At 65.3% G+C, this 25,994-nt stretch carries 16 protein-coding genes; 5 read left to right on the top strand and 11 right to left on the bottom strand.

Annotated elements, in window-relative coordinates; all coding sequences use genetic code 11:
* Positions 1-2: 2 nt before the first annotated feature.
* Positions 3-6,350 carry an amino acid adenylation domain-containing protein gene (locus tag OG474_RS41475; RefSeq protein ID WP_405059153.1) on the bottom strand — a complete coding sequence of 2,116 codons (6,348 nt, stop codon included), beginning with the start codon at positions 6,348-6,350 and terminating at the stop codon, positions 3-5.
* A gap of 155 nt (positions 6,351-6,505) precedes the next feature.
* Between OG474_RS41475 and OG474_RS41480 the strand changes: the two genes are divergently transcribed.
* The 3 genes from OG474_RS41480 (at position 6,506) to OG474_RS41490 (ending at position 10,193) form a co-directional block, all read left to right on the top strand.
* Entirely contained in the window at positions 6,506-7,258 is a 753-nt protein-coding gene (locus tag OG474_RS41480) for a thioesterase II family protein (protein ID WP_405059154.1), read from the top strand.
* A gap of 53 nt (positions 7,259-7,311) precedes the next feature.
* Positions 7,312-8,370 (top strand): TauD/TfdA family dioxygenase, encoded by a 1,059-nt coding sequence (locus OG474_RS41485; RefSeq protein ID WP_405059155.1) that lies wholly within the window; start codon positions 7,312-7,314, stop codon positions 8,368-8,370.
* Between the two features lie 101 nt (positions 8,371-8,471).
* Entirely contained in the window at positions 8,472-10,193 is a 1,722-nt protein-coding gene (locus OG474_RS41490; protein ID WP_405059156.1) for a non-ribosomal peptide synthetase, read from the top strand.
* 15 nt (positions 10,194-10,208) lie between these two features.
* Here OG474_RS41490 and OG474_RS41495 read toward each other — a convergent pair whose 3' ends face one another.
* The 9 genes from OG474_RS41495 to OG474_RS41535 form a co-directional block, all read right to left on the bottom strand.
* Positions 10,209-11,771, bottom strand: a complete 1,563-nt coding sequence (locus tag OG474_RS41495) for an AMP-binding protein (RefSeq protein ID WP_405059157.1) — start codon at positions 11,769-11,771, stop codon at positions 10,209-10,211.
* Positions 11,772-11,773: 2 nt separating this feature from the next.
* Positions 11,774-13,639, bottom strand: coding sequence for an asparagine synthase (glutamine-hydrolyzing) (gene asnB / locus OG474_RS41500; RefSeq protein ID WP_405059158.1), 1,866 nt, complete (start codon positions 13,637-13,639; stop codon positions 11,774-11,776).
* Positions 13,640-13,647: 8 nt separating this feature from the next.
* Positions 13,648-14,193, bottom strand: a complete 546-nt coding sequence (locus tag OG474_RS41505) for a helix-turn-helix domain-containing protein (RefSeq protein WP_405059159.1) — start codon at positions 14,191-14,193, stop codon at positions 13,648-13,650.
* 120 nt (positions 14,194-14,313) lie between these two features.
* A complete protein-coding gene (locus OG474_RS41510) occupies positions 14,314-15,306 on the bottom strand; it encodes a ParB/RepB/Spo0J family partition protein (protein ID WP_405059160.1) in 993 nt (330 codons plus the stop codon).
* Positions 15,307-15,719: 413 nt separating this feature from the next.
* Positions 15,720-17,384: a carbamoyltransferase C-terminal domain-containing protein gene (locus tag OG474_RS41515; RefSeq protein ID WP_405059161.1), complete on the bottom strand. Its 1,665-nt coding sequence runs from the start codon at positions 17,382-17,384 to the stop codon at positions 15,720-15,722.
* An 866-nt stretch (positions 17,385-18,250) separates the two neighbouring features.
* Complete coding sequence (locus tag OG474_RS41520) at positions 18,251-18,829, bottom strand: SIS domain-containing protein (RefSeq protein WP_405064669.1); 579 nt, start codon at positions 18,827-18,829, stop codon at positions 18,251-18,253.
* 2 nt (positions 18,830-18,831) lie between these two features.
* The gene (locus tag OG474_RS41525) at positions 18,832-19,113 is read right to left on the bottom strand and encodes a hypothetical protein (protein WP_405059162.1); all 282 of its coding nucleotides are present in this window, start codon (positions 19,111-19,113) and stop codon (positions 18,832-18,834) included.
* Between the two features lie 98 nt (positions 19,114-19,211).
* A complete protein-coding gene (locus OG474_RS41530; protein ID WP_405059163.1) occupies positions 19,212-19,478 on the bottom strand; it encodes a phosphopantetheine-binding protein in 267 nt (88 codons plus the stop codon).
* A 15-nt stretch (positions 19,479-19,493) separates the two neighbouring features.
* Complete coding sequence (locus OG474_RS41535) at positions 19,494-20,810, bottom strand: condensation domain-containing protein (RefSeq protein WP_405059164.1); 1,317 nt, start codon at positions 20,808-20,810, stop codon at positions 19,494-19,496.
* 2,200 nt (positions 20,811-23,010) lie between these two features.
* On the opposite strand from OG474_RS41535, the gene OG474_RS41540 reads away from it, so the two are divergent.
* Complete coding sequence (locus OG474_RS41540; protein ID WP_405059165.1) at positions 23,011-23,763, top strand: hypothetical protein; 753 nt, start codon at positions 23,011-23,013, stop codon at positions 23,761-23,763.
* Between the two features lie 187 nt (positions 23,764-23,950).
* Positions 23,951-24,109, top strand: coding sequence for a hypothetical protein (locus OG474_RS41545; RefSeq protein WP_405059166.1), 159 nt, complete (start codon positions 23,951-23,953; stop codon positions 24,107-24,109).
* A 479-nt stretch (positions 24,110-24,588) separates the two neighbouring features.
* Here OG474_RS41545 and OG474_RS41550 read toward each other — a convergent pair whose 3' ends face one another.
* Positions 24,589-25,965 (bottom strand): mycothione reductase, encoded by a 1,377-nt coding sequence (locus OG474_RS41550; protein ID WP_405059167.1) that lies wholly within the window; start codon positions 25,963-25,965, stop codon positions 24,589-24,591.
* Between the last annotated feature and the right edge of the window lie 29 nt (positions 25,966-25,994).

Genomic DNA, 25,994 nt, shown 5'->3' on the forward strand with positions numbered 1-25,994 from the left:
CGCTACCGCCCCGCCGATCCGGTGCCGGGGCTGAGCAGCGCCTGGCTGACCTCCTGGGCGAACTCACCCAGAGTCGGCGCCTCGAACAGGCGCCGGACCGACAACTTGGTATTGAACATCTTGTTCGTCGCCGCGACGACCTGCATAGCCCGGAGCGACTCGCCACCGATGTCGAAGAATCGGTCGTCGACCCCGATCCGGTCCAGCTGAAGGACCCGGCGCCAGATCGCGGCAAGAGCTCCTTCGAGATCGGTGCGCGGCGCTACGTAGACACTCGACGAGACCAGTTCGGCCCGGCGGACCGGAGGAAGCAACCTCCGGTTGATCTTCCCGGTCGGGGTCAGCGGCACCGAGTCCATCACCACGACAGCCGCGGGCACCATGTACTTCGGCAGGCGGGCTCGCAGATACTGCTGTACCACCGCGGCCTCGACCCGGTCGCCGGAAGACGGCACCACGTACGCGACCAGTCCGCGTTGTCCGTGATCGTCGACATTGGCGACGACCACTGAGCGCTCCAGCAGCGGACACGTTTCAAGCACTGCCTCGATCGCGCCCAGCTCCACTCGGAAGCCCTGAATCTTCACTTGGTGATCCGACCGGCCCTCGAACTCCAGATCGCCCGTCAGTAGGGTGCGCCCGAGATCGCCGGTGGCGTAACACCGGGTGCCCGGGGCGCCGGCGTAGCGATCGGGAACGAAGGTGGCAGCGGTTTCGGCGGGCCGGCCGAGGTAGCCGCGCGCCACACCGGCACCACCGATGGACAACTGGCCGGTCACTCCCTTGGGTACCACCTGGCCGTGGTGGTCGAGTGGGAGCACCTGGCTGCCGGTGATCGGTCGCCCGATCGGCACCTGCCATTGTTCGGCGTACTCGACGCCCGGCTCAGCAGACCACACCGTGGCCCACACTGTGCCTTCGGTAGGACCGTACTCGTTGTTGAACGAACACCTGGGCAGGCGGCGGGAACAGGCAGTGGCAAGCTCGCCAAGGCAGGCTTCACCCGCCGAGATCATCACCCGGAGCGAAGCGAGTTCTTCGTTGCTGCTCTGGTCGATCAACAGACGCAGCAGAGTCGGAATCCCCAGAATGTGAGTTGGCCGCTGCGCGGCCGTCAACTGGAGCAAGGCCGCGGGTTCTTGTTGCAGGCCCTCGGGTAGCAGGACCAGGGTGCCGCCCTGGCTCAGCGTCCAGAAGATCCCAGCAACGGAACTGTCGAACCCGGCGGACGACAGCAGCAGAAAATGTTCCACCGGGTCTGGGTAGTAGGAGTGCCGAGTCCGCGTCGACGCCACGGCACTGCGGTGCTCGACCACGACCCCTTTGGGCTCGCCCGTTGATCCCGAGGTGTAGATGACGTATGCGGTGTTCGCTGCTACGACTCCGGTAGCCGGCGCAATGGACGGATAGCTGTCGGCAACGCCAAGCCGGGAATCGAGACCGATCACCGGCATTGTGTCCGGCACCCGGACGGCCAACTGCTCCTGGGCGACCACGGCGACGCATTTCGCATCCGCCACGATCGCCGCAACCGCGGCGTCAGGCTGTGACGGCTCCAATGGCAGGTATCCACTGCCGGCCTTGAGCACGGCGAGGATGGCCACCGCCTGCTCGATGGACCGCTCGGCGAGCACCCCCACGATGCGTTCGGGACCGGCGCCGCGGCTGCGCAACAGCTGGGCCAGCTGGTTCGCCCGGCGGTTCAGCTCGCGGTAGCTGACCATGGCGTCGTCGAGCTGAACCGCCACCGCGTCCGGCCGCCCGCGCGCCTGCTCCTCGATCAGCTCGTGCAGGCAGCGACCGTCCCCGGTATCAGGCTGAGCCGGCGCGACCAGCGCAGGCGGCCGGAGATCGTACCGACTCTCCGGGTCGGCAACCATCGCGGCCAGTGCCTGGTGATAGCAGTCTCTGATGTCCGCGATCAGGTCGGCGGAGAACTGGAGCCGGTCGTACTCCAGGCGGACCTTCAGGTGACCGGATTTACGCTCCTGCCGGAAGATCGCGCAGAACGGGAAGGTGGACTCGGCGTACTGCGCAGTGACCGCATAGTCGACCCCTCGCTCCTGCCACCGGTCGAGCACGCCGAACACGTGGTAGTCGATGTAGAAGAACAGGGTCTCCGCCAGCGGCTCGTTGCCCTGGTGCCGCTTGAGCTCGGCCATCGGAAGGCGGCGGAACGGCATCGACGCTCGCTCGGTTGCCAGGCCGTCGGCGATCAGCTCGCGCCATGTGCCGCCCGTGGTCCGGACCCGCAGCGCCAGACTGTTCACGAACAACCCGATCGCCGAACTGCCGTCCACATGCTCCGGCCGCCCGTTGGTGACCGTGTAGGTCAGCGTGTCCATCTGACCGCCATAGGTCGACATGACGGCCAGGTGGGCCGCCATCAGGACGTTCTTCAGCGGCGTCGCGGTGCTCGACGCTAGCTGCTTCAGCTGGTCCGAGAGCTCGGTGGGGACCGGCACCTCCATCCGGGCGATGTCGCGGATCCCCTTGTCCGCCTTCGGTTGTTCGCCGAATCGCGGCAGCCGCATCACGGTGGCGTCGGCCAGGTACCGCGCCCAGAAATCGTGGTTTTCGCTGTCCTGCAAGGCTTCGAGCTCAAGTGCGACGGCATCGCGCATACTGGACCTGGGCGCGCTGATCGCCAGCGGCTCATCGAACACGATGGAGAAGTACTGGCTGAACAGCTCGGCGACCATCAACGCCTCGCTCCAGCCGTCGATGATCTCGTGGTGGTAGGCGTAGGTGAACTGCCATTCGCCGTCGGTCAGCTGGTGCACCATGAACCGGATCAGCGGGTATTCGTGCAGCTCGAACCCGCGCTCCTTCTCGGCGGAGATCCATCGCGCGATGGACTCGTCCTGGAGGTCGGCCGGCAGGGCACGCAGATCCTCGGCGTCGAGCGGAGAGTCGAACCGGGTGTGTACCACCTGCATCGGCCGGCTGAAGCTGGTCAGATCGAAGGAGGTCCGCAGCAGCGGGTGCCGCTCGGCCAGGTGCTGCACCGCCATCCGCAGGACATCTTGATCGTACGGCGCCGTGAGCCGGATCGAAGCCATCGCATGGTAGACCGCGGATTTCGCGGCGAAGTCGCGATGGAAGATCATCCCCTCCTGCAGCAGGTTCAGCGGAAACACGTCCTCCGCATCCGGCGGAACCCGGTCGCGATCCTGGGCGGTGATCAGCGAAAAAGGCTCGGCTGCCGGCGGCTGCTGGACACTGCCATGCTCTTCCAGATACGCGGAGCATGTTCGTACGGTCGGGTACGTGTGCAGGTCCGCGACGGTGACGTCGACACCTTGGCTCTGCGCCCGGCTGGTCACCATCACACTGCGAATGGAATCCCCGCCGAGGGCAAAGTAGTTGTCGTCGATCCCGACGGCTTGGAGCCCCAGCACGGTAGCGATGGAGCCGGCGAGGATCTCTTCCTTCTCGGTTCGTGGTGGCGCCAGAACACCACCCGGCCGGACCACCGCGTCCGGTTTCGGCAGCGCCGATCGATCCAGCTTCCCGTTGACCGTCATCGGCAGTTCGCCCAACGTCACGAACGACTTCGGCACCGACTCCCGGGGAAGCTGCGCCCGGCACCGCGCGGCCAGTTCGGCGTGGTCCACCGGCGTCTGCCCGGCCGGCACCACGTAGGCGATCAGCGTGGGCAGTCCAGCCGTCGGCAGCAGTCGTCCGGGATCGTCGTCCCGCCGCGCGACGACGGCCGCCTGCGCAAGGTGATCGGAACCGAGCAGAACAGCCTCGACCTCGGCAGGCTCTACCCGAACGCCCTGGATCTTGACCTGATCGTCGAACCGGCCGAGGTACTCCAACACGCCGTCCGGCCGCCACCGACCACGGTCCCCGGTCCGGTACAGCCGCGCCTCGCCGTCGGGACCGGGCCTGAACCGCCGGGCGGTGAGGTCGGCCTGGTTCAGGTAGCCGTTGCTCACCCCCGCTCCGCCGATGCAGATCTCACCGACCGCCCCGTCCGGGACAAGCTCGCCGCGGGGATCGAGGAGGTGGACGCGCGTGTCGGCGATCGGCCGGCCGATCGGCACCGGACCCGACCAAGGGCTCTGGTCATCGACGACGTACGCGGTGCTTCCCACCACGGTTTCGGTCGGGCCGTACTCGTTGACGACCCGGATCCCGGCGTCGCGGAACGGTGCGATACTTCGCGCGCCGAGCGCCTCGCCACCCACGACCAGCGTTCGCATCGAGCCACGGAGTTCGTCGGCGCCCAGTAACTGGCCGAGCACGTCCAGATGCGTGGGAGTAAGCTTCACCAGGCTGAGATCCCGCCTGGCACGCAGCGTTGCGGCGAGCCCTGCGACCGTGGTACCGGCTGGCACCAGGATGGCGCACTGCCCGAGCAGCAGCGGCCCTAGCAAAGTAGTTAGGGTGAAGTCGAAACTGATCGACGAGTGCGTCAGGACGCCGACCCCGTCGCCCAGCTGGTAGGCCTCGGCACACCAGTGGAGGTAGTTGGAGAGCCCCCGGTGGGGCACCTCCACGCCGACGGGCGCGCCGCTCGTGCCTGAGGTGTAGAGGACGTAGGCCAGATCATCCTGTCCGACACGGACCGACGGCGGCGAGGCCGGTAGGGCCGCCAACCGCGACGCCTCCTGCGCCGGCACAAGTAGGTGGTACGGCGCCGGCTCGTCGCGGGATGCCCGAGTCAACTGATCACGGCAGGCAGCTGTGCAAATCACGACGGCGGGCGTGCAGTCGTCGAGCAGCCGTCCCAGTCGCCCCGGCGGAAACAGTGGATCGACCGGCACGAAGGCCGCGCCCGCCTTGTGCACGGCAAGCAAGGCAGCGACGAGGTCGGCCGACCGGTCCAAGCTGACCACCACCGTAGTGCCGGGGGTCACCCCGAGCTCGATCAGCCGGTGCGCCAGACGGTTCGAGCGGGCCTCCAGCTCCGCATAGGTCATCTCTTCGTCGCCGGCCGATACGGCCGCACGGCCCGGCGTCTCTGACGCCTGCCTCGAGAAGGACTCGGCCAGACAAGGCAGCTGAGCCGAGGCCGTCGGGCCCCGGCCCCGAAGTAGGAGGGACTCCCGATGTGCCGGCGAGAGCAGGTCCAGCTCGTCGACAGGTGTCTGTCGGCGCCGGAGGACGTCGCTCAACAGGACCATGAAACTGTCACCGACAGACCTGACTGTCCGCGAGCTCATCCTGCCGCCGGCGCAGTGAAAATGGAGGTTCAGTGCAGCGCCATCGCGGACGCAGGTCAGGTACGGCGAGCCAGATCCGCCCATGGATTCGGTGACCATCGCCAGGGAGACCGCACCGGCGGCCAGCGGCGTTAGCTGATCCACATAGTCGAACCCGGCGTATGCGGTCTCGGACCGTCGCGATTCGGCACCCCGCCAGGCCGGATCAAGGTACTCGATCCGGCTTGCCAACTCGTCGGCTGTTCCAGCGAACCGCCGGGCGAAGTCGAGGAAGCGGTCCCGCGGATCGACCCGGCACAGCACCGGGAGCTCGCGCGCATAGGGACCTACACCGCCGCGGATCGCACCATGGCGCCGGGCCTGGTCGACGATCTCGACGACGATCTCCTGCTCGCCGTGGAAACGCCGGCACACCAGACCGAAGACAGCAGCGAGGACGTGACCGAGCGGCAGTGAATGCGTCGCACAGAACTCTTCCAGCCGGGCGGTGACGTGGGCGCCGATCCGCCGTGCGACCGTCTCCCCGAGGCCGTCACCCTCAGGCCGATCGAGGCCGAACAAAGGCGACGGCCGAGGGAGGCCGGTGAGATAGGCCGACCATTCACGGCGTTCCGCTGCCCCGTGCTCCGCAGTCAGTAGCTCGTCCTGCCAGGCGGCGAAATCCGCGTACTGCAACGGCGCCTCGATCCCGGTGTCCGCCCCGCTGTACGCCATCGCGAGATCGCGTGCCACGATCCGCAGAGCCGCCCGGTCGGCAACCATCACATGGGCCGTCAGGACCATAATCGTCTGCTCACCCGGGGCACTGATCAGGGCCGCCCGGAAGGCCGGCCCGGCGAGCGGATCGAGTGCCTCGCCCTCAGCACGGCAGAGCCCGGCCACGGCGGCCTCGCCTTGGGCACTCAGCCGACCGATGCCCGGAACGGCTCCGGGATCGTTGATCGCCTGGGTGACCCCCCTTCCGGTCGCCGCCAGAGCGAACGTGGTTCGTAGAATCTCGTGTCGGCGCAGGACCTCACGATAGGCGGCGTCCAGCGCTTGCTCGTCGAGCGCTCCGTCGACCAGCAGTCTCGCCTGCAGGAAGGCTGACGAATCACCGCTGGTCCTCTCCCGCCACAACCGCTGCTGAAGCGGCGAAGCCTGAAAGGTCTGGCGTTCGCGGTCGGCCACCGTCATTCACATCACCCGCTCCCCGGCATGTCACTCGACATTAGTTGCGGGGAGCACCGCGATCGGCAGTTTCGGCGGCAGATAGCCAACGTCTGATCGGCCGCCCGCTTCTGCCGCCGAAACCGCCGCAGGCAAGGATCCGGCGGCGATACGGTCGGGCAGTGGAGCCTCACCGGTGTCCAGACACCGCAGTCATCCGTCCGCTGAACAGACCGGACGCGAGCCTGGTGCTGGTCTGCCTGGGTTTTTGCGGCGGCGGTGTCGGCTCATACCGCCGATGGGCCGACCATGTCCCCCCGGACACCGACCTCGCGATGGTCTGTTACCCCGGTCGCGAAGGGCGTTTTGCCGAGCCCTTCGCGCGCTCCTGGGACGAGCTTGCGGTGGATGCCACGGAAGCGGTGGCGTCCGCGGCGGACAGGCCGTACCTGTTGTTCGGGCACAGCATGGGTGGCTGGATGGCGTTCGACGTGACGACGCGACTCGCGGCGGGCGGTGGACCTTTGCCGGAGCTTTTGATCGCGTCGTCCTGCAACGCGCCAAGCCGTGGCCTGACCGAACGAGACCGTTTCCCGCGTCTGGAGGACACCGATCTCGACCTGGTCAGATGGATGCAGACGTCGGGCTCCATCGCCACGGAGGTCCTCGCAGACCCGGACTTGTGCCAGCTGGCCGTCGCCTTGATGCGAGCCGATATCCGTGTTCGCGATACTTACCTACCGCCGCAGGTGCAGGCCGAAGTCCCGGTGCAGGTGCTCTACGGCACGGATGACGCGGTGATCGATCCGGCCGTAGAGGCCCAGTGGTCGGCGGTCACGCGGCGCACGCTTCGCGTCACCGAACTGCCCGGCGGTCACTTCTTTACACCGAGGGTGTGGCAAGAGCTGCCCACTCGCTTTCACGGCCTGCACTAGTGGGCACGAGTCGATCAAATGAACGCGCGCTACGTCTGGGGCGAGGGGACGCGATGGCCAGCGATCAGCCAGGAGACAGCACCGGTCTCAGGTATCGCGTCGTACCGGGGCGGCCTGCGACAGCTAGTGTGCCGATCCTGACCGGAACCAGCGACTGTTGCACCTGGCTCGATTCGGTGCGAACCGATATCAGACTGGCGCTTGACCGGCATGGCGCGCTCTGTCTGCCAGGGCTGCCGATCGGCGACCCGGACGACTTCGCAGCTGTCCGGGACGTTCTGGTGAACCATCGCGCCGGATACGTCGAGAAGGCCACCCCACGCACGAGTTACGGCGACGATGTGTTTTCGTCGACCGACCTACCAGCTGGTCAGGCCATCCGGCTGCACAACGAGAACTCCTACACGCTGACCTTTCCCGGACTGCTACTGTTCGGCTGCCTTGAGGCACCCGGTCACGGCGGTGCGACGACGATCGCCGACTGCCGTGAGGTGCTGACCAATGTGCCGCCATCGTTGCTCAAACGCTTCCGCGCCTCCGGCTGGTCATTGCTGCGAAACTATTCCGACCACTACTCACTGGACTGGCCGACCGCCTTCGGGACCGGCTCCCGAGCAGACGTCAACCAGTACTGCATCGAGCGCCTGGTCGGCTCCGCGTGGAGCGCAGACGGCCAACTGCGGACCAGCCAGGTCCGGTCGGCGATAATCCGGCACCCACGTACTGGCGACGAAGTGTGGTTCAACCACGTCGCCTTCTGGAGCGAGTGGTCGCTAGATCCCGAGATCCGGGAGATTCTCCTGGCGGAGGCAGGCCCCGGCTGTCTGCCGTTCAACACGGCCTTCGGGGACGGCGCGGCGCCGACACCGACGGAGATCGCCGCCATCAACACTGCCTACGACAGGGCAACGGTGCGACACAGCTGGCGACCGGGCGATGTGCTGATCGTGGACAATCTCCGCTCGGCGCACGGCAGAGACGCGTTCCGCGGGAATCGAAAGATCGTCGTAGCGATGGGTGACCCAGTCGCCTTGGCGGACTGCAGTCCTACTGTCGCGGCGGCTCCGGGACAGCTGCCGGCGACAGCAACCGACCAGATGCGGTCGCAGTGAATCTCTCACCGGACACCGGGAGCTCCCGCGCAGCTGCCGTCCCCCTGGAGCCGCCAGGTACCGATGACGCCGTCGACCTCATGTGCCGATTCGCTGCCAGTGTGGCCACGGCCCCCGACCGAATCGCCGTGGCCGGCTCGGACAGCGCGCTGAGCTTCGCCCAGCTGGACGTCCGGGTGCACCACCTGGCGGCGGCCCTGCAGTCGCGCCGGATCGGGCGGGGTTCATTGGTGGCCGTCCGCATGCGTCGTTCAGCCGATGTGCTCGTCGCGTTCCTGGCCACGTGGCGGGCCGGAGCTGCACTGTTGCCCGTCGACCCCTCGTACCCGATCGAACGGCAGCGACTGATGGTCGAAGATACCGACAGCGATCTGCTGATCACGGACGAGACGGATCAGACCTGGTGCGGGAATCGTCCGGCACTCATGATCGGCACCGTGGGTACCGGTGGTTCACTGCGTCCGGTCCCCCGGTCGCCGATGGATCCCGCCTACGTCATGTACACGTCAGGCTCCACCGGCCGCCCGAAGGGCGTCCAGGTCAGCCGGGGTGGCGTCGCCCATCTGATCCGCGCCCTGGAGCTGGCCGGCCTGTACCCGAACCAACCACGCAGAGTCGTGTGCAACGCGAGTGTGTCGTTCGATGCCGCCGTCCAGCAGTGGGCGCGGGTCTGTCGCGGTGACACGGTCATCATGGTCGACGCGGATCTGCGCAGGGAGCCACGACGCCTGATCGAGTGGCTGCGGGCGGTCGGCGCCACCGATCTCGACGTGACACCGGCACACCTCGCGAAGCTGGCCGGGCAGTTGCTCACCGGTCCGGCGGACGGTTCACCGCTGCGTCTGTTCGTCGGTGGCGAGGCGATCCACGCCACGCTGTGGTCACGGCTGAAGGCCGCGACGGACCGCGGCGTACTGGAGGCGGTCAACGTGTACGGCCCGACAGAATGCACGGTGGACGCGACCGCGACACGAATCGACGGCGATGTCCCGCAGATCGGCCAGCCATTGCCGGGAGTCCGGGCGTATGTCTTGGACGACGTCTTGCTTCCGGTACCTGCCGAGGTCGAGGGAGAGCTCTACCTCGGCGGCAACGGGGTCGCGCACGGGTATCTCAATCGTCCGTCCCTGACCGCGGACCGCTTCGTGCCGGAGCCAGGGCGGTGCGCAGGTGCGCGGATGTACCGAACCGGTGATCGAGCGCGTTGGCACGTCGACGGCGCTCTCGAGTACCTCGGTCGCACCGACCGGCAGGTCAAACTGCAGGGTCACCGGGTCGAGTTGGGCGAGATCGAGGCGGTGGTCTCGACGCATCCGGCAGTCGCGGAGGCCGTCGCCACGATCCGTGACGTTCCCAACATCGGACCTCAACTGGTGGTCTACTACCGACCAGCTGAGGCGGCAGCACTTCCCGCGGCCGTGCTCCGCGAGCATTCCCTGGGTAGACTGCCCGGGGCGATCCTGCCGGCCGACTTCGTCGCGGTGGAGTCCTTTCCCACCACCCCGGCCGGCAAGCTCGACGTCGCGGCCCTACCCGATCCGGGCTCGCTACCATCCGGTGCGACGGCCGACACCCTGCCTTCGACTCCCATCGAGCTGCTGATTGCCGACGTCTGGGCCGAGGTACTCGGCCGGGACACGATCCTGGCCACCGATCATTTCTTCGTGCTGGGCGGCCACTCGATCGTCGCACTGCAGGTGGTTGCCACGGTCAGACGACAACTCGGTGTCTCGCTGTCCACCCACGAGGTCTACCGTCATCCCCGCCTGCGGGACCTGGCCACGCGTATCGAGCAGCTCTGCGACCCGGGCACCGACGGCTAGCCGCTCGCGGCGGAGCTACACGTATCCTGCATCGGCCGTCAGCGCGCGGCGATCGGCCTTCCCGTTGGGGTTGCGCGGGATGGTCTCCAGGTGCCGGATACGACGCGGCACCATGTGCACGGGGATCCGCCGTCGGAGCCAGCGCCGAAGCTCGCCCGATCCCATCGGGTCGCCGGTAAAGTATCCGACCAGCTCCAGACCGCCTTCGGCCCGAGGTACCGCGACCACAATCGCATCGGCTACCTGGGGGTGCTCGCGGATCGCGGACTCGACGTCGCCGGGCTCGATCCGGTGACCGCGGATCTTCACCTGGTTGTCCAGCCGGCCCAGATGGACCAGCGTCCCTGACTCAAGCCGCACCCGGTCACCGGTACGGTAGTAGTGCTCGGAGGCCGGCGCTGTTTCTAGATACCCGGTGATCCCCCAGGTAGCATCGGCCGACACGAAGCGTCCGCGGTTGTCGGCGGGGTCGAGGTAGCCGTCAAAGCGCTGAAGGCCGCGTAGGCACAGCTCTCCCTCGTCGCTCGGCCGGCCGTCTTCGTCCACCACCAAGTGCTCGAGATGGTCGTACACGGCGCCGATCGGCACCGTCGCGTTCGATGTGACAGGCCACCGTCGCCGGTCGCCGGGCAGCCGGTAATCGGCGCACGTGACCGTCAGTTCGGTCGGACCGTAAACGTTGTCGATGATGGTCCCGGGCGCGACCTCCTGCCACAACGCGGCCTGCCGGAAGGTCAGTGGCTCGCCGACGAATGTGCTGTAGCGCAACGAGCTGACGCGACCAGTTGGCAGGTTCCCCAGCTCGGCGCCGATCGAGATGACCGACGGTACGGAGTACCAATGGGTGAGCTCTTCCTCCTCGATGTAGGCGACCGGTGCGAGCATCCCGGCACGTTCTGGCACCACCAGGGTCGCCCCGCCGCCCCACGTGACGAACAGGTCGAAGATCGATGGATCGAACGTCAGCTCGAAGGTGTGCGACATCCGGCAGCCAGGTGAGACCCGGTATCGATCGATGCTGCGGGAGATGTACGGGGCCACCTGGCGATGCCGAATCGGCACGCCCTTCGGCCGCCCGGTCGAACCAGAGGTGAAAACGATGTAGGCGACCGCGTCCGCTGTCACCGGGCGACCCGCGGAACCCGCCGCGTCATACTTCGAGCTGCTGGCCGCGACGAGATCCTCGTCGGCGAGGCACAGCACTGTTCGATCAAGGTCCGCCGGCCATTCACTGAGCTGGCGCGCGCCGTTCGCATCGGACAATAGAAAGTCCACCTGGGCCAGCCGGCTGATCTCGGCGTTGCGATGCACTGGACTGCTCGGGTTAACCGGAACCACAGCCGCACCGATCCTCAGAGCGGCGAGGTAGCCCGTGTAGGCGACCAGGCTTCGAGCTGCGAGCAATGCCAGCCGCTCGGGGGGTCCACCGTGGACGGCGAGGATCCTCCGCGCCACGACCGCCGCCAACCCGCTCAGCTGCTGATAGCTGAGCGAACGACCGCACACTTCCAGGGCCGGCTGGTTGCCGTGGCGACCGACCGCCGCGGCAAACCATTGATCCAGCGTCCGCTCCGGCACGGTCAGGTCCCCAGCTCGTACGACGAATGGAGGATCGAGAAGCCCCGCACCAGGTGCAGCATCCGGTCCTCGACCGGGGTAACCGGCCGCCGACCGTTTTCCAGCTGGTGAAGAAATCTCAGCACCGCAACCGGCTCGAAGAACGGACCGCATTCGACGGCGCCGGTCGCAAGTCGTCGACGCAGAAGACGGGCAGCCGACCGGGCATCCACCGCAGGAGGTGCGAAAAGCCCGCGTTTGGGACCTCGATAGACCTCGTCGGTAAGGTATCCGCGCATCGAGTCCCGAAGGATCTGCTTGACCTGTCCGCGTCGAAGCTCCGCCAGTGGGAGGTGACGCACGGACTCGAACAACCGATGATCGAGCAGCGGCAACCGAACCTCGATCGCGTGGGCCATGTCCAACCGCTCGGCGGCCAGGATGTAGTTGCAGAACCAGGTCTTGAAGAACAAGTACAGCGACTGGTGCGCAGGAGAACGGCCACGCAACTGTGCATCCGCACGGTCGGTGAGTTCGGCGAGGCTGTTGCGCTCGGCGAATCGGTCGACGAACTCCGGCCGCAGAAGGGTGAGAACCGGAAGCGTCGTCGTCAGGCAGCGGTCGATCAGCCACCCCGGCAGGAAGCCGAGCCGGTCGAGCGTTCCGGTCAACGTGGCAGGCACCGGTCCGGCCAGCAGGGTGCGATACGAAGGCCGGTCAGGCCACACGCGGCCGGCGGACTCGCCCAGCCGCAGGTCTGCCTGGAGGTGCTGGTAGCCGCCGAACAGCTCGTCACCCCCTTCACCGGCCAGAGCGACGCGCAGGCCGGCGCCCTGGATGGCGGCGCTCTGCGCGAGGCGCGCCGTACCGTGTCCGTTCTCTTGCACCATCTCTCCGGCGACGATGGTGTCGGTAACGGACGCGGAATAACGGGCAGCGTCGACGACCACCTCGTGATGCTCCGTGCCGAGTGCCACCGCGGTCCGCCTGGCCACCTCGCCTTCATCCAGCGCGCTTCCTGGAAAGCGAATCGTGAACGTGCGCAAGGGGATCTGGGCCGCGGCGACTCCTGCGACCGAAGAGGAGTCAACCCCGCCGCTGAGATGGGACCCGAGGGCCACGTCGGCAACGAGCCGAAGGCGTACCGACTCTTCGACCTGCTCCCGAACCTGCTCGCTCAGCGCAGTGGGGCTCACCTCGTGATCGACGCGGTCCGCCGAGGGGTAGTCGAGGTCCCAGTATTGCTCGATCCGTACACCGCTCCGATCGGCTCGCAGCAGTGCGCCCGGAGGGACCTGGTACACACCGTCGAACAGCGTCCGGTCCGGAGCGAAGCACGCGTGCAGGTAGTCGTAGAACGATTCGGCATCCCACGTCCGTCGGGCGCCGGCGGCCCATAGGGCCTTGACCTCCGACGCCAGTACGAGACGCCCCGCGATCCAGGTGTAGTACAGCGGCTTCACACCGAACCGGTCCCGGACGGCCAGCAAGCACTCGCGCGCGTCGTCCCAGAGCACGAAGGCGAACTCGCCGCGAAGCTGCTCCACGAAACCGGCCGGATCCTCCTCATACAGGTGGACCGCTATCTCGCTGTCCGAGTCGGTGCTGAACGCATGCCCGCGCGCGGCCAACGACGAGCGTTGGCACCTGTAGCCGTAGAACTCGCCGTTGACCACCGCCCGGACGTCGCCACTGTGGTTCCGCACAGGTTGGTCGCCATTGCCGATGCCGACGATCGCCAGCCGGGTGTGCGCCAACGCGACGACAGCACAAGGTGAGACCCACCGGGTGACCGCGTCCGGCCCACGGTGACCCAGTACGCCGATGGCGTCGACATCACCGCTCGTCAGGCCTGCCTGCGGTGACCAGACAGCGAAGATGCCACACATCCTGAGCCTCAGCTACAATCTCGTCGATCGAACGACTGCACCTGCTGGGAACCGCGGCATTGCCTGCCGTCCCTGACGACCAGCAATGCCGTTCGATGCTCATACCCGTCGGCCTCGACCGATCCAGAGTCGAGCAGAAGGAACCGACCTGAGTCGTGCAGGATCCGGGCCACCACCGAGGCCAGGTTGGCAGCACTCACGCCGGACCGACCGGCAACGGTCACCAGCCGACGATCGCGGGAGTCCGGCATCTCCCCGACGACCACGATCTCCACCTGCTGGCGCATCGGCTCCGCGAGTGCCACCGGACCGGCCGTACCGACTCGGGCCGGCCCGGGCTCTTCGACGGCCGGCAGGTAGACAGCTGACGTTTCGAACCCGACACGCGTTGGTCCGCTGAGTCCGAGAGCGTTCGCCAGGAGCTGCACGGTTCCTGGGTGTGGCCGACGAGTCCGGCCCCGCTCGATATCGCGAATGCTGCGCATACTCACCGTTGAGAGGTCGACCAGCTGTTGCTGGGTCATGCCGCGCCGCCGCCGGAGCGACCGAAGCATCGCGCCGAATGCTGGAGACCGCTCAACTGCGGACCGAGATTCAGGTCCTGCGATTTCTCGGTCGAGTGTCATTCTTCACCCTTGCCCTGCGTTCGCTGGGGTCCGTCACTCGGCGACCGGCTACCGTGAATTGTCCATGGAGTTCGTATGGCGTTCCGCGAGTTCGGCGAAGCGCTGCCACACCAGGGCATTCTGCCGACTGAGCTGCGCGATACGTGCCAGGCAATGGGTGGGGACAGCTCTGATGAGATCGTCGCCCTTCGCTGCGACCGGGTAGGTGTTCAGGCACACGAGCAGCGTGCGCCCGGCCTGGCTGTACCGAAGGGACGGGTCGCGCCGGAGCTGGTCGAGCAGTTCCTTTGTGTCGTCCTCGGCGTCACTCCCCGGCGACCCGGCGGCGCCGGCGGGTGCGCCGTCCAGGTCGTGGGTAGGCCCGGATCGTTCCGGCACCGGGTCCTCGCCCCGGCGAAGGCGGTTGCGGACATCGAGCACGGTCGCCGGCGATATCCCCACCGCACTGGCAATTTCGCGCAAGGGGGCATGGGGACGGTTGAGGATGAAATCGCGAGCTCGCTGCCGGCCGGTAGCGGCACTCAGCGGGCGGACTCTCCCGTCCTGGCCACGGCGAGCGGTCACCCGCACCGCCTCGTCGTCCGTGAGCCGCAGGGCGCCGACAGTTCTGGCGGACAGTCCGACCGCGCCGGCGACAGCCCGGTCGGACCAGTCCGGGTACATCCCGAAGATCCGCAACGCCGCCGCCTTGCGGTCCGCCAAGGTCAGGGCCAGACCGTGGCCGATGTTCGCCGCAACGGCGCGCAGGAAGGCAGCATCGTCGTCGTCGTCGACATATTCGACCCGCACGGTCTGCTGTCGCCGGATCTCCGCCGCCCGAAAGCGGTGCATTCCATCGATGATACGCATCGAATGTCTTTGGACGACGATCGGTGCGAGTGCGTCGCCCGATTCCGCCAGCAGCTGGGCATGCTCCTCGTTGACACCGTCGAGCCGCGGAGACAGGGCAGGCCGTAGGACGTCTAGGGGCACCGTAGCGGCATTTGGCTCGTCTGCTTGTTCGGATGATCGGGTCGAGAAAATCGATTGCCCATTCGACATTGCCTGCCCACCTCACTGGCTATCGGAAAAAGCAGATTCGGGATCTCCTGTAATCAGTCCGCGGCGGGACGGCACGACCTCGCGGTCCCGCCTGTCTCCGCTGCTGTGTCGTTGCTGGAAGGGCGCGTGCCCTCGCCTCGTGGGAGGTCCGGGGCACTACTGATCCGCCGAGTACCTCCGCCGCGATCCGGAACCGGACCCCGGACAGTTGCCGAACCCTCATCCGCACGTGGTCCCATGGCTCCACTTTGACTGAGCAGTGAGCGATTGACCACCGAGAGCCAGACAGTTGCATCAACTGACATTCCGTCCCGAGCCGGCAAAGGAGCCACGAACCGGACGATCCGTTGCACTGGGCCACAAACCGAACGCGCAAAGCGCACGGATCGGACTGATTCCAGTACAGTCGTCTACTACCGTCGACGCACGACAACCCCTGGCATCACCAGGTAGTTCAGCGCACAGTTGAGCAGCGTCTGTACCGCGTCGGCCGGCGTCTCGACGATGGGTTCACCCAATGTGTTCAGGCTGGTGTTGAGCACCAGAGGCATCCCGGTCCGGTCCGCGAACCGCTGGATGAGCTCATGGAAGCTGGGGTTGTCCGGCTGAGCGACCGTCTGCACCCGGGCGATGCCGTCCTCCCCGTGGCAGACGCCGGGAGCGCCTGCGCGCAGCATCGGCACCGCGCGCAGCATGAACGGGCTGTCCCTGATCCCGAACCACTCCATCGCATGCTCGTTCAGAACCGCCGGCGCGAAGGGCCGGAAGTGCTCGCGGAACTTCACCGTAGAGTTGATCCGTTCCTGGATGCCGGGATCCTGGGGATCGGCCAGAATGCTTCTGTTGCCGAGGGCGCGCGGGCCGACCTCGCTGGCACCGTTGAACCAGCCGACGACGTTGCCCTGGGCGATCAGCTCAGCCGCACGGCCGACGGAGTCGTCGGTGCGTTCCACCACGATCCGGTGTGCATGCCCGTCGAGCGCTTGACGCACCGCCTCCTGCGGGTAGACGCGAACGGAGTACATCAACGCGTCCGGCCGATAGTTCTCTCGCGGCTGTCCTAGCACGTGATGCCAGTACCATAGCGCGGCGCCGATGGCAGTGCCGTCGTCACCGCAGGCTGGATGGAGGTGCATCGCCTCGAATCCGGACCCGTCGAAGGCCACCTGATTCGCCACCGCGTTGAGCGCCGTACCGCCAGACATCGCGATGGCCCGTGCCACTCCGTGGCGAGCCGAGACCCTCGCCAGCACGCGATACACCCGTCGCAACTGCCGTTCCAGGCCGAGCTGAACGCAGTACGCCAGGGTCGCGTTCAGCTCGCGGCCGTTGACGGTGACGTAGCGGGCGTGTTGTTCAGCGAACGCACGGAGCTGCTGAAACGTCCGCATGCTCGTCGGCAGATCGACGTCGCCGGACCTGCTCGTCGGCCGACCGTACGGCGCGAGTGCCATCACCTTGCCGGCCCCGACGATACTCGAGCCGAAAAGGTGATCCGACACGGCCGAGTACCCGATGTTGGCGTTGAACCAGCCGTCAAGGTTCAGCGGCAAGGGATCGAGCCGGTTCTGACGGCCGAGGAAGGACCTGCAACCGGTCGGATCAACGGCGAGCGCCACCCCCGACTCGAACGGGGACGTGAAGTAGGCAGCCGCCGCATGGATCAGATGATGATCCGGATTGACCGTGCAAGGTATGCGGCGGCCACGGAGCTCCACGACGGAGCGGGTCTGGTTGAGCCAGAACTCCAGCCACGTCTCCTTGAGATCGCTGCCGTGCAGAGCCACGATGTCCGGTGAGTCCATGATGTGGAGGTTGCACAGGACCACGTGGTCGATATCGGACAGGCTCAGACCGCCTTGGTCAAGCAGCTCGTCCAGATCGCATTCTCGGATGCCAGGATGCTTCTTGACCCGAGAGAACCGCTCCGTGCACAAATAGGCGCAAATCCGCCCGTCCACGAGCAACACGCCGGAACCATCGTGATTGAAATTGATCGCGAGAATCGTGCGGATCCTGGTCGCGGCAGAGCACGCAACATCTGCGACCGTGCTCTGCCCGTCCGGACGGTAGGACATGGTCCACTTCCTCATCGGTCATCCAAGGCTGTTCAAGTGCTGCGTATTCGCGGTTGAACAGTGGCAGCCCGCTCCACCCGACCCGAACTCGACAAACACACGCGGCCCTACGCGTAATCAGTCGGAGCGGCGGCACGACAACGTACCAATTCAGCAGGACGATAACGCAGCCTGCTTTGTCGAGTGAATTTGAACAGTTAGCGTGTCCCATTTGCTGGGCTCAACCACCAAAGAAGATTTCACAAATCTCGCCAAAAAACCGTCTGCTTGCGGCGATCAGCATCAAAAGACCGGACTCGCAAAGTTCCACAGGCCGAGCTGCAGTTCAACCAAGCTACCAGCTCCCGGAACCCTTCAGCTTTGTATCCTGTCCTGGCGTGTACTGCTCGAGGCGCCGATCCAAGAACGCCGTCTGCATCGCCCCTGGTTCAGCATGTCGCCCTGACCGCGCCAACTGTTCAACTGCGAACGCACGGCTGAACCCCGACCTCACCGAACTTCGAGGCACATTGGGCTCAGCGCCCGCAGACAGAGCATGGAATCGACAGCGACCATCCACTCGAAACCGGATCCTGGTCGAGTGCGGCGTCCAGCCCGCCTCCGGCGCGACGACGCCACACTGGACGTCGATCACGCCCGGCACACTGCGCGCCCCTGGGCGCACATCGGATACCAACTGGGAGCGATGACGGCCGTGACCGGTACCCACTCGGTCAGCGATACGTTGTTGAGCCGCTTCGCCAGCTCATCGTCGGCCAGTGCGGTCACGTGATAGCAGACACCTGAGCATCCGGGCCGACCCGCCGCACATCACGCCTAGAAATTGCGGTCGAGCAACGCATCACTGAGCACCGTGACGCGAAGAGTCACCGGGACACCTCCTTGCTCAGGTGCTGATCAACGCTGGCACACAGGGCGTGAATCACCACAAGGTGCACCTCCTGAACCACTGTCGGCGCCTTCGAAGGCACCGCGATCACTTCATCCGCCGCTTCCTCCAACGGGTTCGGCGCCGGACCAGTAAGAGCCCACACGCGGACGCCTGACTGCCGCGCCGCCTGTGCGGCTCGCCGGAGGTTCGGGCTGCGGCCACTGGTGGACAGCACTACCAGCACGTCCCCGGGCCGCCCGTGGGCGAGGACCTGCCGGGCGAAGATCGCATCGCCGCCGTAGTCGTTGCCGATCGCAGTCACACTGGACGTATCAGCATGCAAGGCGATTGCAGACAAGGCCCGCCGCTCCTGTTCGAACCGCCCGACCAGCTCCCCGGTGAGGTGCTGGGCCTCCGCCGCGCTGCCACCGTTCCCCGCGGCGAGAAGCCGACCACCAGAGCCCAGCACGATCGCCAGTTCGTGACCCAAGGCATCGATCTGGCGCTGATCGATTCCAGCAAGACCGGTTTGCAACTCGCGGGCGTGCTCCGCCAAGGTGCCGAATCGGGCCATCGTCACGCCCTACCGCTCGGCAGCGCGGCCATCGTCCGCCAGCACACTTCCTCGGTGTCCGTGGCCACCCTCGGCCAGGTATACGGCTCGTACCAGTGTCTGCACACCGCAAGCTCCGACGACTTCGACAACTCCGACACTTTCTCGGGTGTCCCCGCCCAGACCACACAGATCCGCACTGCCACTCCCAGCCGACCGACCTCAACCGGGAGCGGGGGGACGTCCTCGGCTTCCTTGCAGCCCGTTACGGGATCACCGACGATTGCCAGCTCCACATGCACCACATGCGAGATCATATGGATCGCCGTATTCACACCCCCGCGTTCCACGAGCCCGCCCAGCGACAGGACCCGACCGGTATCGGAGCACCACATAGACGCTCTCATCCCTCGGCCGGCGCAGCAGAAATCAATTCGCTCATGAGAGCCCAAAGGCTCCCCGCGCTTGCAAAGATCTCAACATCGAGCCGATTGTCTGGAATCTCTATGCCAAAGATATCTTCTAAAGCCAGCAGTAGCGCGACAGCAGCCATGGAATCCAATCCGAAATCAACCAGACTTGTCGAGAGGGTCAGCGGCCGTCCATCCAGTGATGGTAGTCGGTCGCGCAATATGAGCTCGAACTCATCGGACCACGGCGCTAAACTCATTCAGAACTCCTCCTGCTAACCCAAAAGTTTGCGAGCAGGTAATCCGTCAATAAGATCCTCAAGACAGTGGGTCAAGATCTTTTCCACCAAGTCCATTGGAACACACCATGTGTCAATCAACATGCGTAGAATGAGGCTATCGCCTTGCAAATCGCTGTTCAAATACGTCACCTGGGTGTCAAACTCCTTTTCCGCGCTCCACTTTATTTCTCTCGACTGTTCCTCCTTCCGATTTCCCGAAGCAAGCGCCGAACCAGCAGTAAAGTTGTAGTAGAAACCACGTATGAGATCGAAGTACGACCCTCGATCCGCATTCAATAGCAACTGGTCGATCTTCCTTGCATCCGTTTGCGTATAGCGAAGGGCGCGAAGCAGTGACGAAGCAACCAGCCTGACGGCACGTGATGGCTCATCGGGCAAACTCTCTAGGGAGACCACAGTGTCTCTGAAGAAGCAGCCGACCGCCTCTCTCAATTCGCGATCGAAGCGGTTGTGCGCCACCACCCAGAAGACGACACGACTGTACCCAAACACCGCCGTCACGGCTCGTAAGTAGGCCGTCAGCACGATCGCCGCCTGCGGCGCTCCATGCTCCCGCGCGAGTGCAAGAACGGCCCGGCCGGCGGCCACTGAGGACACTTCAGCCCGGCAAAAGCGTGATTTAGACAAAGACAGCAAAGGCTTGAAGCAACCCGCCGGAGCAACCTCGATCGTCTTTTGCCAGTAATCGATCCCGGCTCGGTTCCGCGAGGTCCCCGCCGACGACGCCTCCCAGGTCGCCTGGTCAACTGGCTGCCGAGCCCGCCGAACGGGAGATGCCGCGTCGCTCATATATCGCAACACCTCCTGTTGAATCACTGCTATCCCCCAGCCATCCATCGCCAGATGTGATGCAATAAGGGTCAGGCGGCGAACGGACTTATCGCGGCGGGATACAACGAATTGCAGCGGCGGGGCATCCCGCCGGAAACTCGCGTTTCTATTGGCGTCAAACCAACTGTCAAAGCAGGATTCCTCGACCAAGCCAACGTCCAGGTGCCCAACTCCAGCAACCTCTTGACGCGGCGGGCGGGACCCATCGGCGTAATAACTGGTCCGCAGCGCCTCATGGCTGTGGACCAGATTTCCAATGATTCGCACCGCCTGCTCAACCGATATAGCGACCGGCAGTCTCAGGTCGATACTCAGATTATACAAGCCCTCAAATGGGCGCATTCGCGACAGGAAGTCCCACATGTAGGTCTGAGACCAACTGAGCCGGTGGGATCTGGGCTCCAGACCATGGAAGGGGATTCGGATGCGGTCGGAGAGTCCCATGTCCTCGGAGTCCATCGACTCATGATACAGATAGATTTCGAGAAATTCCCTCCAGGGAGAATGACCTCTTTGTGCCAGTCGACGGGAGACCGATCGCAGGACCGAGTACGACCGGCAGTCAACATCAACCGCTTAACGGGAATAGCTCTGATCGGACTGGAGAGACTCAGCAGGCGCAAGATGACTGGGGCCAGCAAGACAGGCTGACCCGATCATTCTACAGCGCTCCGATAGTCGACCCCATAGCCAAACTGGCGGCTGAGTGGACCTTCTTGCCGCCGTCGGCGCGAGTAGCTGCCGTGTACCTGTGACCAATGCTGCACGGTGATCCACTATCCGTGGTCGATCAGTCCGTTCACCATCAGCGGTGCACTGCACGGCGCAAACGCGCCTGAGGTACAGTAGGTTTTCTATGACGCTCGAGCCATGAGCGGTTTCGGCTGTGAACTCAGACGCACCGTCGCCTTGTGGGCGCAGGTCTGGCCGAGGTGCTTCACGCCGGTTCGAACTGACGATGCGGGCCCTCTGTATGCCAGGCCCATCAGTCGCGAGGAATGTCGAAAGCTTCCAAGGTCAGCTCCAAGACGCCGTGAGCCGCAGCTGCCGGCCACTCAGAATCTGCGAGATTCTCAGGCTGTGACTCGAAGGTCCTCGGCTGCTTCTCGTCCATGCAGCCCAGCTCGCGCAGGGTATCCGCTAGCGCGGTGACCGCGCCAATATAGTCCGGCTACATTGGCGCCCGTCGGCACGGCGAGCGGTCAGAAGAAGGCCCTTCGAAGGTGGCGACACCGCATTGCCTTCGGATTCAGATTTGCCTCCCAAGTTGTCGGCTGAGTCATCCCGGCGTTCGCCAGCAGCTTCGTAGCTCCCGGCGCCTCGGCCGTGGAGTGAGGAGGGGCTGCTGCCCCCCGAACACAGTGCATCAGCAAACGGGGCCACTCGTTGCCTGCCTGCTGCGCCGATAACCTCGAAGCGCAGGAACGGTCGGTAACACACCGCGACCGACGTAGCTCAGACCTGAACACTTCATAATTCTTGGGTTGCCAAGCGCAGGGGCAAACGTAACGGTTGGCGCTGCAGGCGCCCCGTGAACGAGAAGACATGCGCTGCTGGCAACACAAGCACGGTCGAGCACCCCAGCTCAAGGACTGGGCAGGGCAACGCGAAAATTCCACAGGTGCCCAGTCGGTCGCACGGCGGAAGAAGGCTCCGGCGCATCAAGACGCTCGCAGGTCAACGACAAGCCCGCAGAAAGATCGCTGGACGGCGCTCGTCGAGGTCGCGAGGTTCATCCTTGCCGCTAGGACCAAGACACGAAGTCCTGGGACAACTCAGCGGAGGAGTCATGCACTGTTCGACTTCGGAAGCCTAGCGAAGTGTTCGCTTGGGAACTGCTCGAATGCATCCCGCAACCTTTCGATGCGAAGTCAACAGCGGCCGCGCGCGGTGTGCAGATCAGTGGCGCCTTGCTCTGCGTCCTCAACGGTGAGACCTTCGCCGCTGTCAGTGCATCATCGATCTATCGCTCGAGGCAAAGAAGAGCATCAAGAAGATGCTGACCGACTGCGAATCGAGGAACGGACCCAGCTGGGATGGACTCCCGCGAATGCTTGAGGGTGCACGCATCGCCGTAGCCAGCCCAGCGAGTCACTCCTATCTATCGGAGACCGTTCGGCGTCAAGGACAGCATCGCAAGTCAGTGGAATGCCTGGGCCAGCCAACCTCGGCCGGGAATCTGCGCTTACGGAGTTCGACCGACGCCGTCATGCTCAAGCTCGAGGTGTGTGGTTAAGGTGCGTGTCGCCCCTCGGACACAAATGCAAGGCTCCGGAAGCAGCAGCTTCCGGAGCCTATTTCTTTCCCCCGCGCCGCCCCCGCGCGCTCCTGCGTCGCGTGCTCCCGGCCGCCGCCCCACCCACCCCATTTCACGCGGCTACCGCCACTTCCTGCCGAGAACAGTTCATCGCGGAAACCGCCTTCTGGTTAGCGATCGGGCTCACGACAGGCTGACAGAGACATCACCGTTCGAGCGGCTCGACGGTGAGTTCGACACGCGTTTGCCCAGGCGCTTCCGGCCCGGACCGATCGCGCTCTCGCTACCATCGCCGGCCTCCTTGACCTACTGGCCAACGCACGGCGCGAAGCTGCCGACACCCCGAGCGCTCGCCCGCTGCACACGTCGTCACCTCGTCACCGACTGCGAGAGACTCTCCACATGCAGGCTGCAGAGATCTGGGACAAGATCAACGAATCCACAGCGGTCATCGCATGGCCGGCCGTCGTCGCGTTTGGAATGATTCTGTTCCGACGCAGGCTCGGCGAGCTGTTCCAGAGGCTCCGAGAGGCGGTGATTCCAGGTGGTTCGATGAAGTTCGACCCAGGTGCGCAAATCGCGGCAAATCAGGGCATTGCCAGGTCCGGTGGGACCCTCGTCGCAGGTCTGAGAGCTGGGATTGAAGCCGCTCAGCGGCAAGACGACCCCGCAACGAACGGTGACAGCAACGACGAGAGCTCGTCTCAACGCGCCCCGGATATGCATGAGATCAAGGACGACGTTGAGGACCTGATCAGCGCCTCGTTCAAGGCCGGATTCAGCTCTGCAAACACCATGCGACGCATGGGCGTGGAAGTGCAGCCGAGCAGGGCGGTAGAGCCGGTCATCGAATGGAACGGCTCAGTTCCCACGGTGAGGGGATACCGCCATTACGATGCCTTCGTCGAGGAGCCCGGTCTCGCCGTCGTCGAGCTGATGTCTATCGAATCCGAGCGGGCTGCCATCGAAGCAGAGGCCGGGTACATCGATGCTCAAATCGAAGAACTGCAGAAGGCAGAGCGCGACGGAGGCATCACCGAGCTTCGTCGCCTGGAGCTAGCCGAACGGCTAGCGAAACGAGCCATGCTCCGGATGAACACGCTTGACCTGGATGCAAGGCTGGCCAACCTTCGCCGACGTACGTTCGGCACATAAGGCAGCCGGTTCGACCGACCAAGTGAGGCAAAGCCCCGCCGTAGGTCGACGGAACGCTCCGAAGTCACCCGCCCGCGCGAAGGGACCTCGACGCAACCGACGCCGAGCTCGTCAGGATCGCACTCCGGCTGGAACCGCTGTCTGGGCTCTGGCGGCGATCGTCGCTATCCCACTGACGCTGACGCTGATGTTTGCCATTGATGCTGCTACCGCCGGCAACGCGGACGGCCTGTGGGCGGTCGGCGCCCTCCTTGTGCTGATCGGTTCCGCCGTCGGAGTCGCAGTTGTCTCCCTGCTCAGTCAGCGTTACGTGTCGCGGGACCGAAACAGCCACCACGTCGGGTAGCGCCACGAACTGCAAGGCTAAGCCTCATCTGACCAGCTGGGTCGATCTCGATCTCGATCTTGGTCACAGTCTCTGTTCGGCTCGCGTTGCAGCCGTCGCTGTGCCAGACCCTTCCGGCGCGATACTGAACGCGGTCAGCTACGCCGCCGGCCGGCATCGCGACAGCGTGCCGAAGGCGAGGCGCGAATGCTCCAGACGTGGCGCCACATCCAGCCGGGCAGGAGTCGACTGCGCTCTTCCGCCTCGACACGTGCATGCCGGTGCGCCAACCATAGACCCTGCGCGGACCACCCGGTCACACAGTGCAGATCCGCACAGTACGACGTACCTGACCGGAAACCGTCACCACTGGTCGTTCCGGAACCTCAATGGGCGCGCCCGCGAACTCGGGGAGCCCGAACCGCTCCAAGTCAGCAGCTCGCTGTCCCGGCGAAACACTCGGCCGGGGTTTCGCACGTCCCACAAGCCTTTGGTGATTCTCAGTTGGACGGTAGATCGAGGTTCTGCAGGGCATTGCTGATGACTTCGGTGAGCGCCGGGTGGATCCAGTACGGCTGCTCAGCGAGCGTCCTGGCATCGATGTCCAGCGTCATCGCCACCACCAGCGGCTGGATCAGCGTCGCGGCCTGCGGACCCATGATGTGCGCTCCCAGCAAACGCCCGGTCGCGCGGTCGGCCAGCACCTTGCAGAAGCCGGTGGTGTCCTCCATCGCCCAGCCGTACGCGACATCGCCGTACTGGTGGCTGGCGGCAACATAGTCCTTCCCCGCTTCGCGACACTCCTGCTCAGTGGCACCCACCGAAGCGATCTGAGGGTCGGTGAACACAGCAGCCGGTACGACGCTGTGGTCCGTGGCACGCAAGTCGTCGGGGTACCGCAGGTTGTGCGCCACCACCTCGGCCTCCCGGTTCGCCACATGCTTCAGCGGGTACGGCGTACAGATGTCGCCCAGCGCATAGACACCATCGACCGAGGTCCGCTGGAACTCGTCCACCACAACTCGTCCATCGTCAGAGGTCTTGATGCCGGCCTTCTCAAGATCGAGGCCCGCAGAGTTCGGTGTCCTCCCGACAGCGACCAGCAAAGTATCGGCCTCGACGACCGATCCGTCGTCCAGGACCAGACGAAGCGCACCAGGCCCACCCTCGACCTTCTTCAGCTCACGACCGAGCCGGAGCTCGTACCGCTCACGCATCAAATCCGTGAACGCCTTCGCCACCGCCTCATCCTGCTGCCCGAGCAGCAACTCCGCCTGCTCGACAATGACGATCTCAGCCCCGGCCGCTGCGAACACGTGCGCCAACTCGGCGGCGACGTACCCGCCGCCCAACACCGCCAACCGCCGCGGCGGGCTGTCGATCCGCATGATGGTGTCCGACGTCTCGTACGGCAGCCCAGACTCCTCCACCGGCGGCGGCACCGTCGGCCGACCGCCGGCAGCGATCACGATCTGGTCCGCCTCGATCGTGACCGACTCGCCGTCGACATCGATCTCCAGGGTCTTCGCGCCGACGAACCGTGCGTGCCCGGGATACACGGTCACGAAGTCGCTGCGCTCGCGCCCCGCACGTCCTTCCGCCTCCTCGGCATCCAGCCGCGCGAACACGCGATCTCGCAGGTCCGTCCACCGCACCCGCCGCAGCTCGGCATCGACGTCGTACCGATCGGCATCCCGAACGATTCCGGCCACCTCGGCCGCATAGGCAAGCATCTTCGAGGGAATACACCCGAAGTTCAGACAAGTCCCCCCGAACAACCGCTCCTCCACGATCGCCACGTCAAGCCCGGCCAACGAGCCGTCGATCACCATGTTGCCCGACCCCGCACCGATAACCACCACGTCGTAATGCCGCATACGGCACCAGTACCCACCTCGATTCCAGA

It is taken from the genome of Kribbella sp. NBC_01505, from assembly GCF_045040285.1.
Classification (GTDB): Bacteria; Actinomycetota; Actinomycetes; order Propionibacteriales; family Kribbellaceae; genus Kribbella.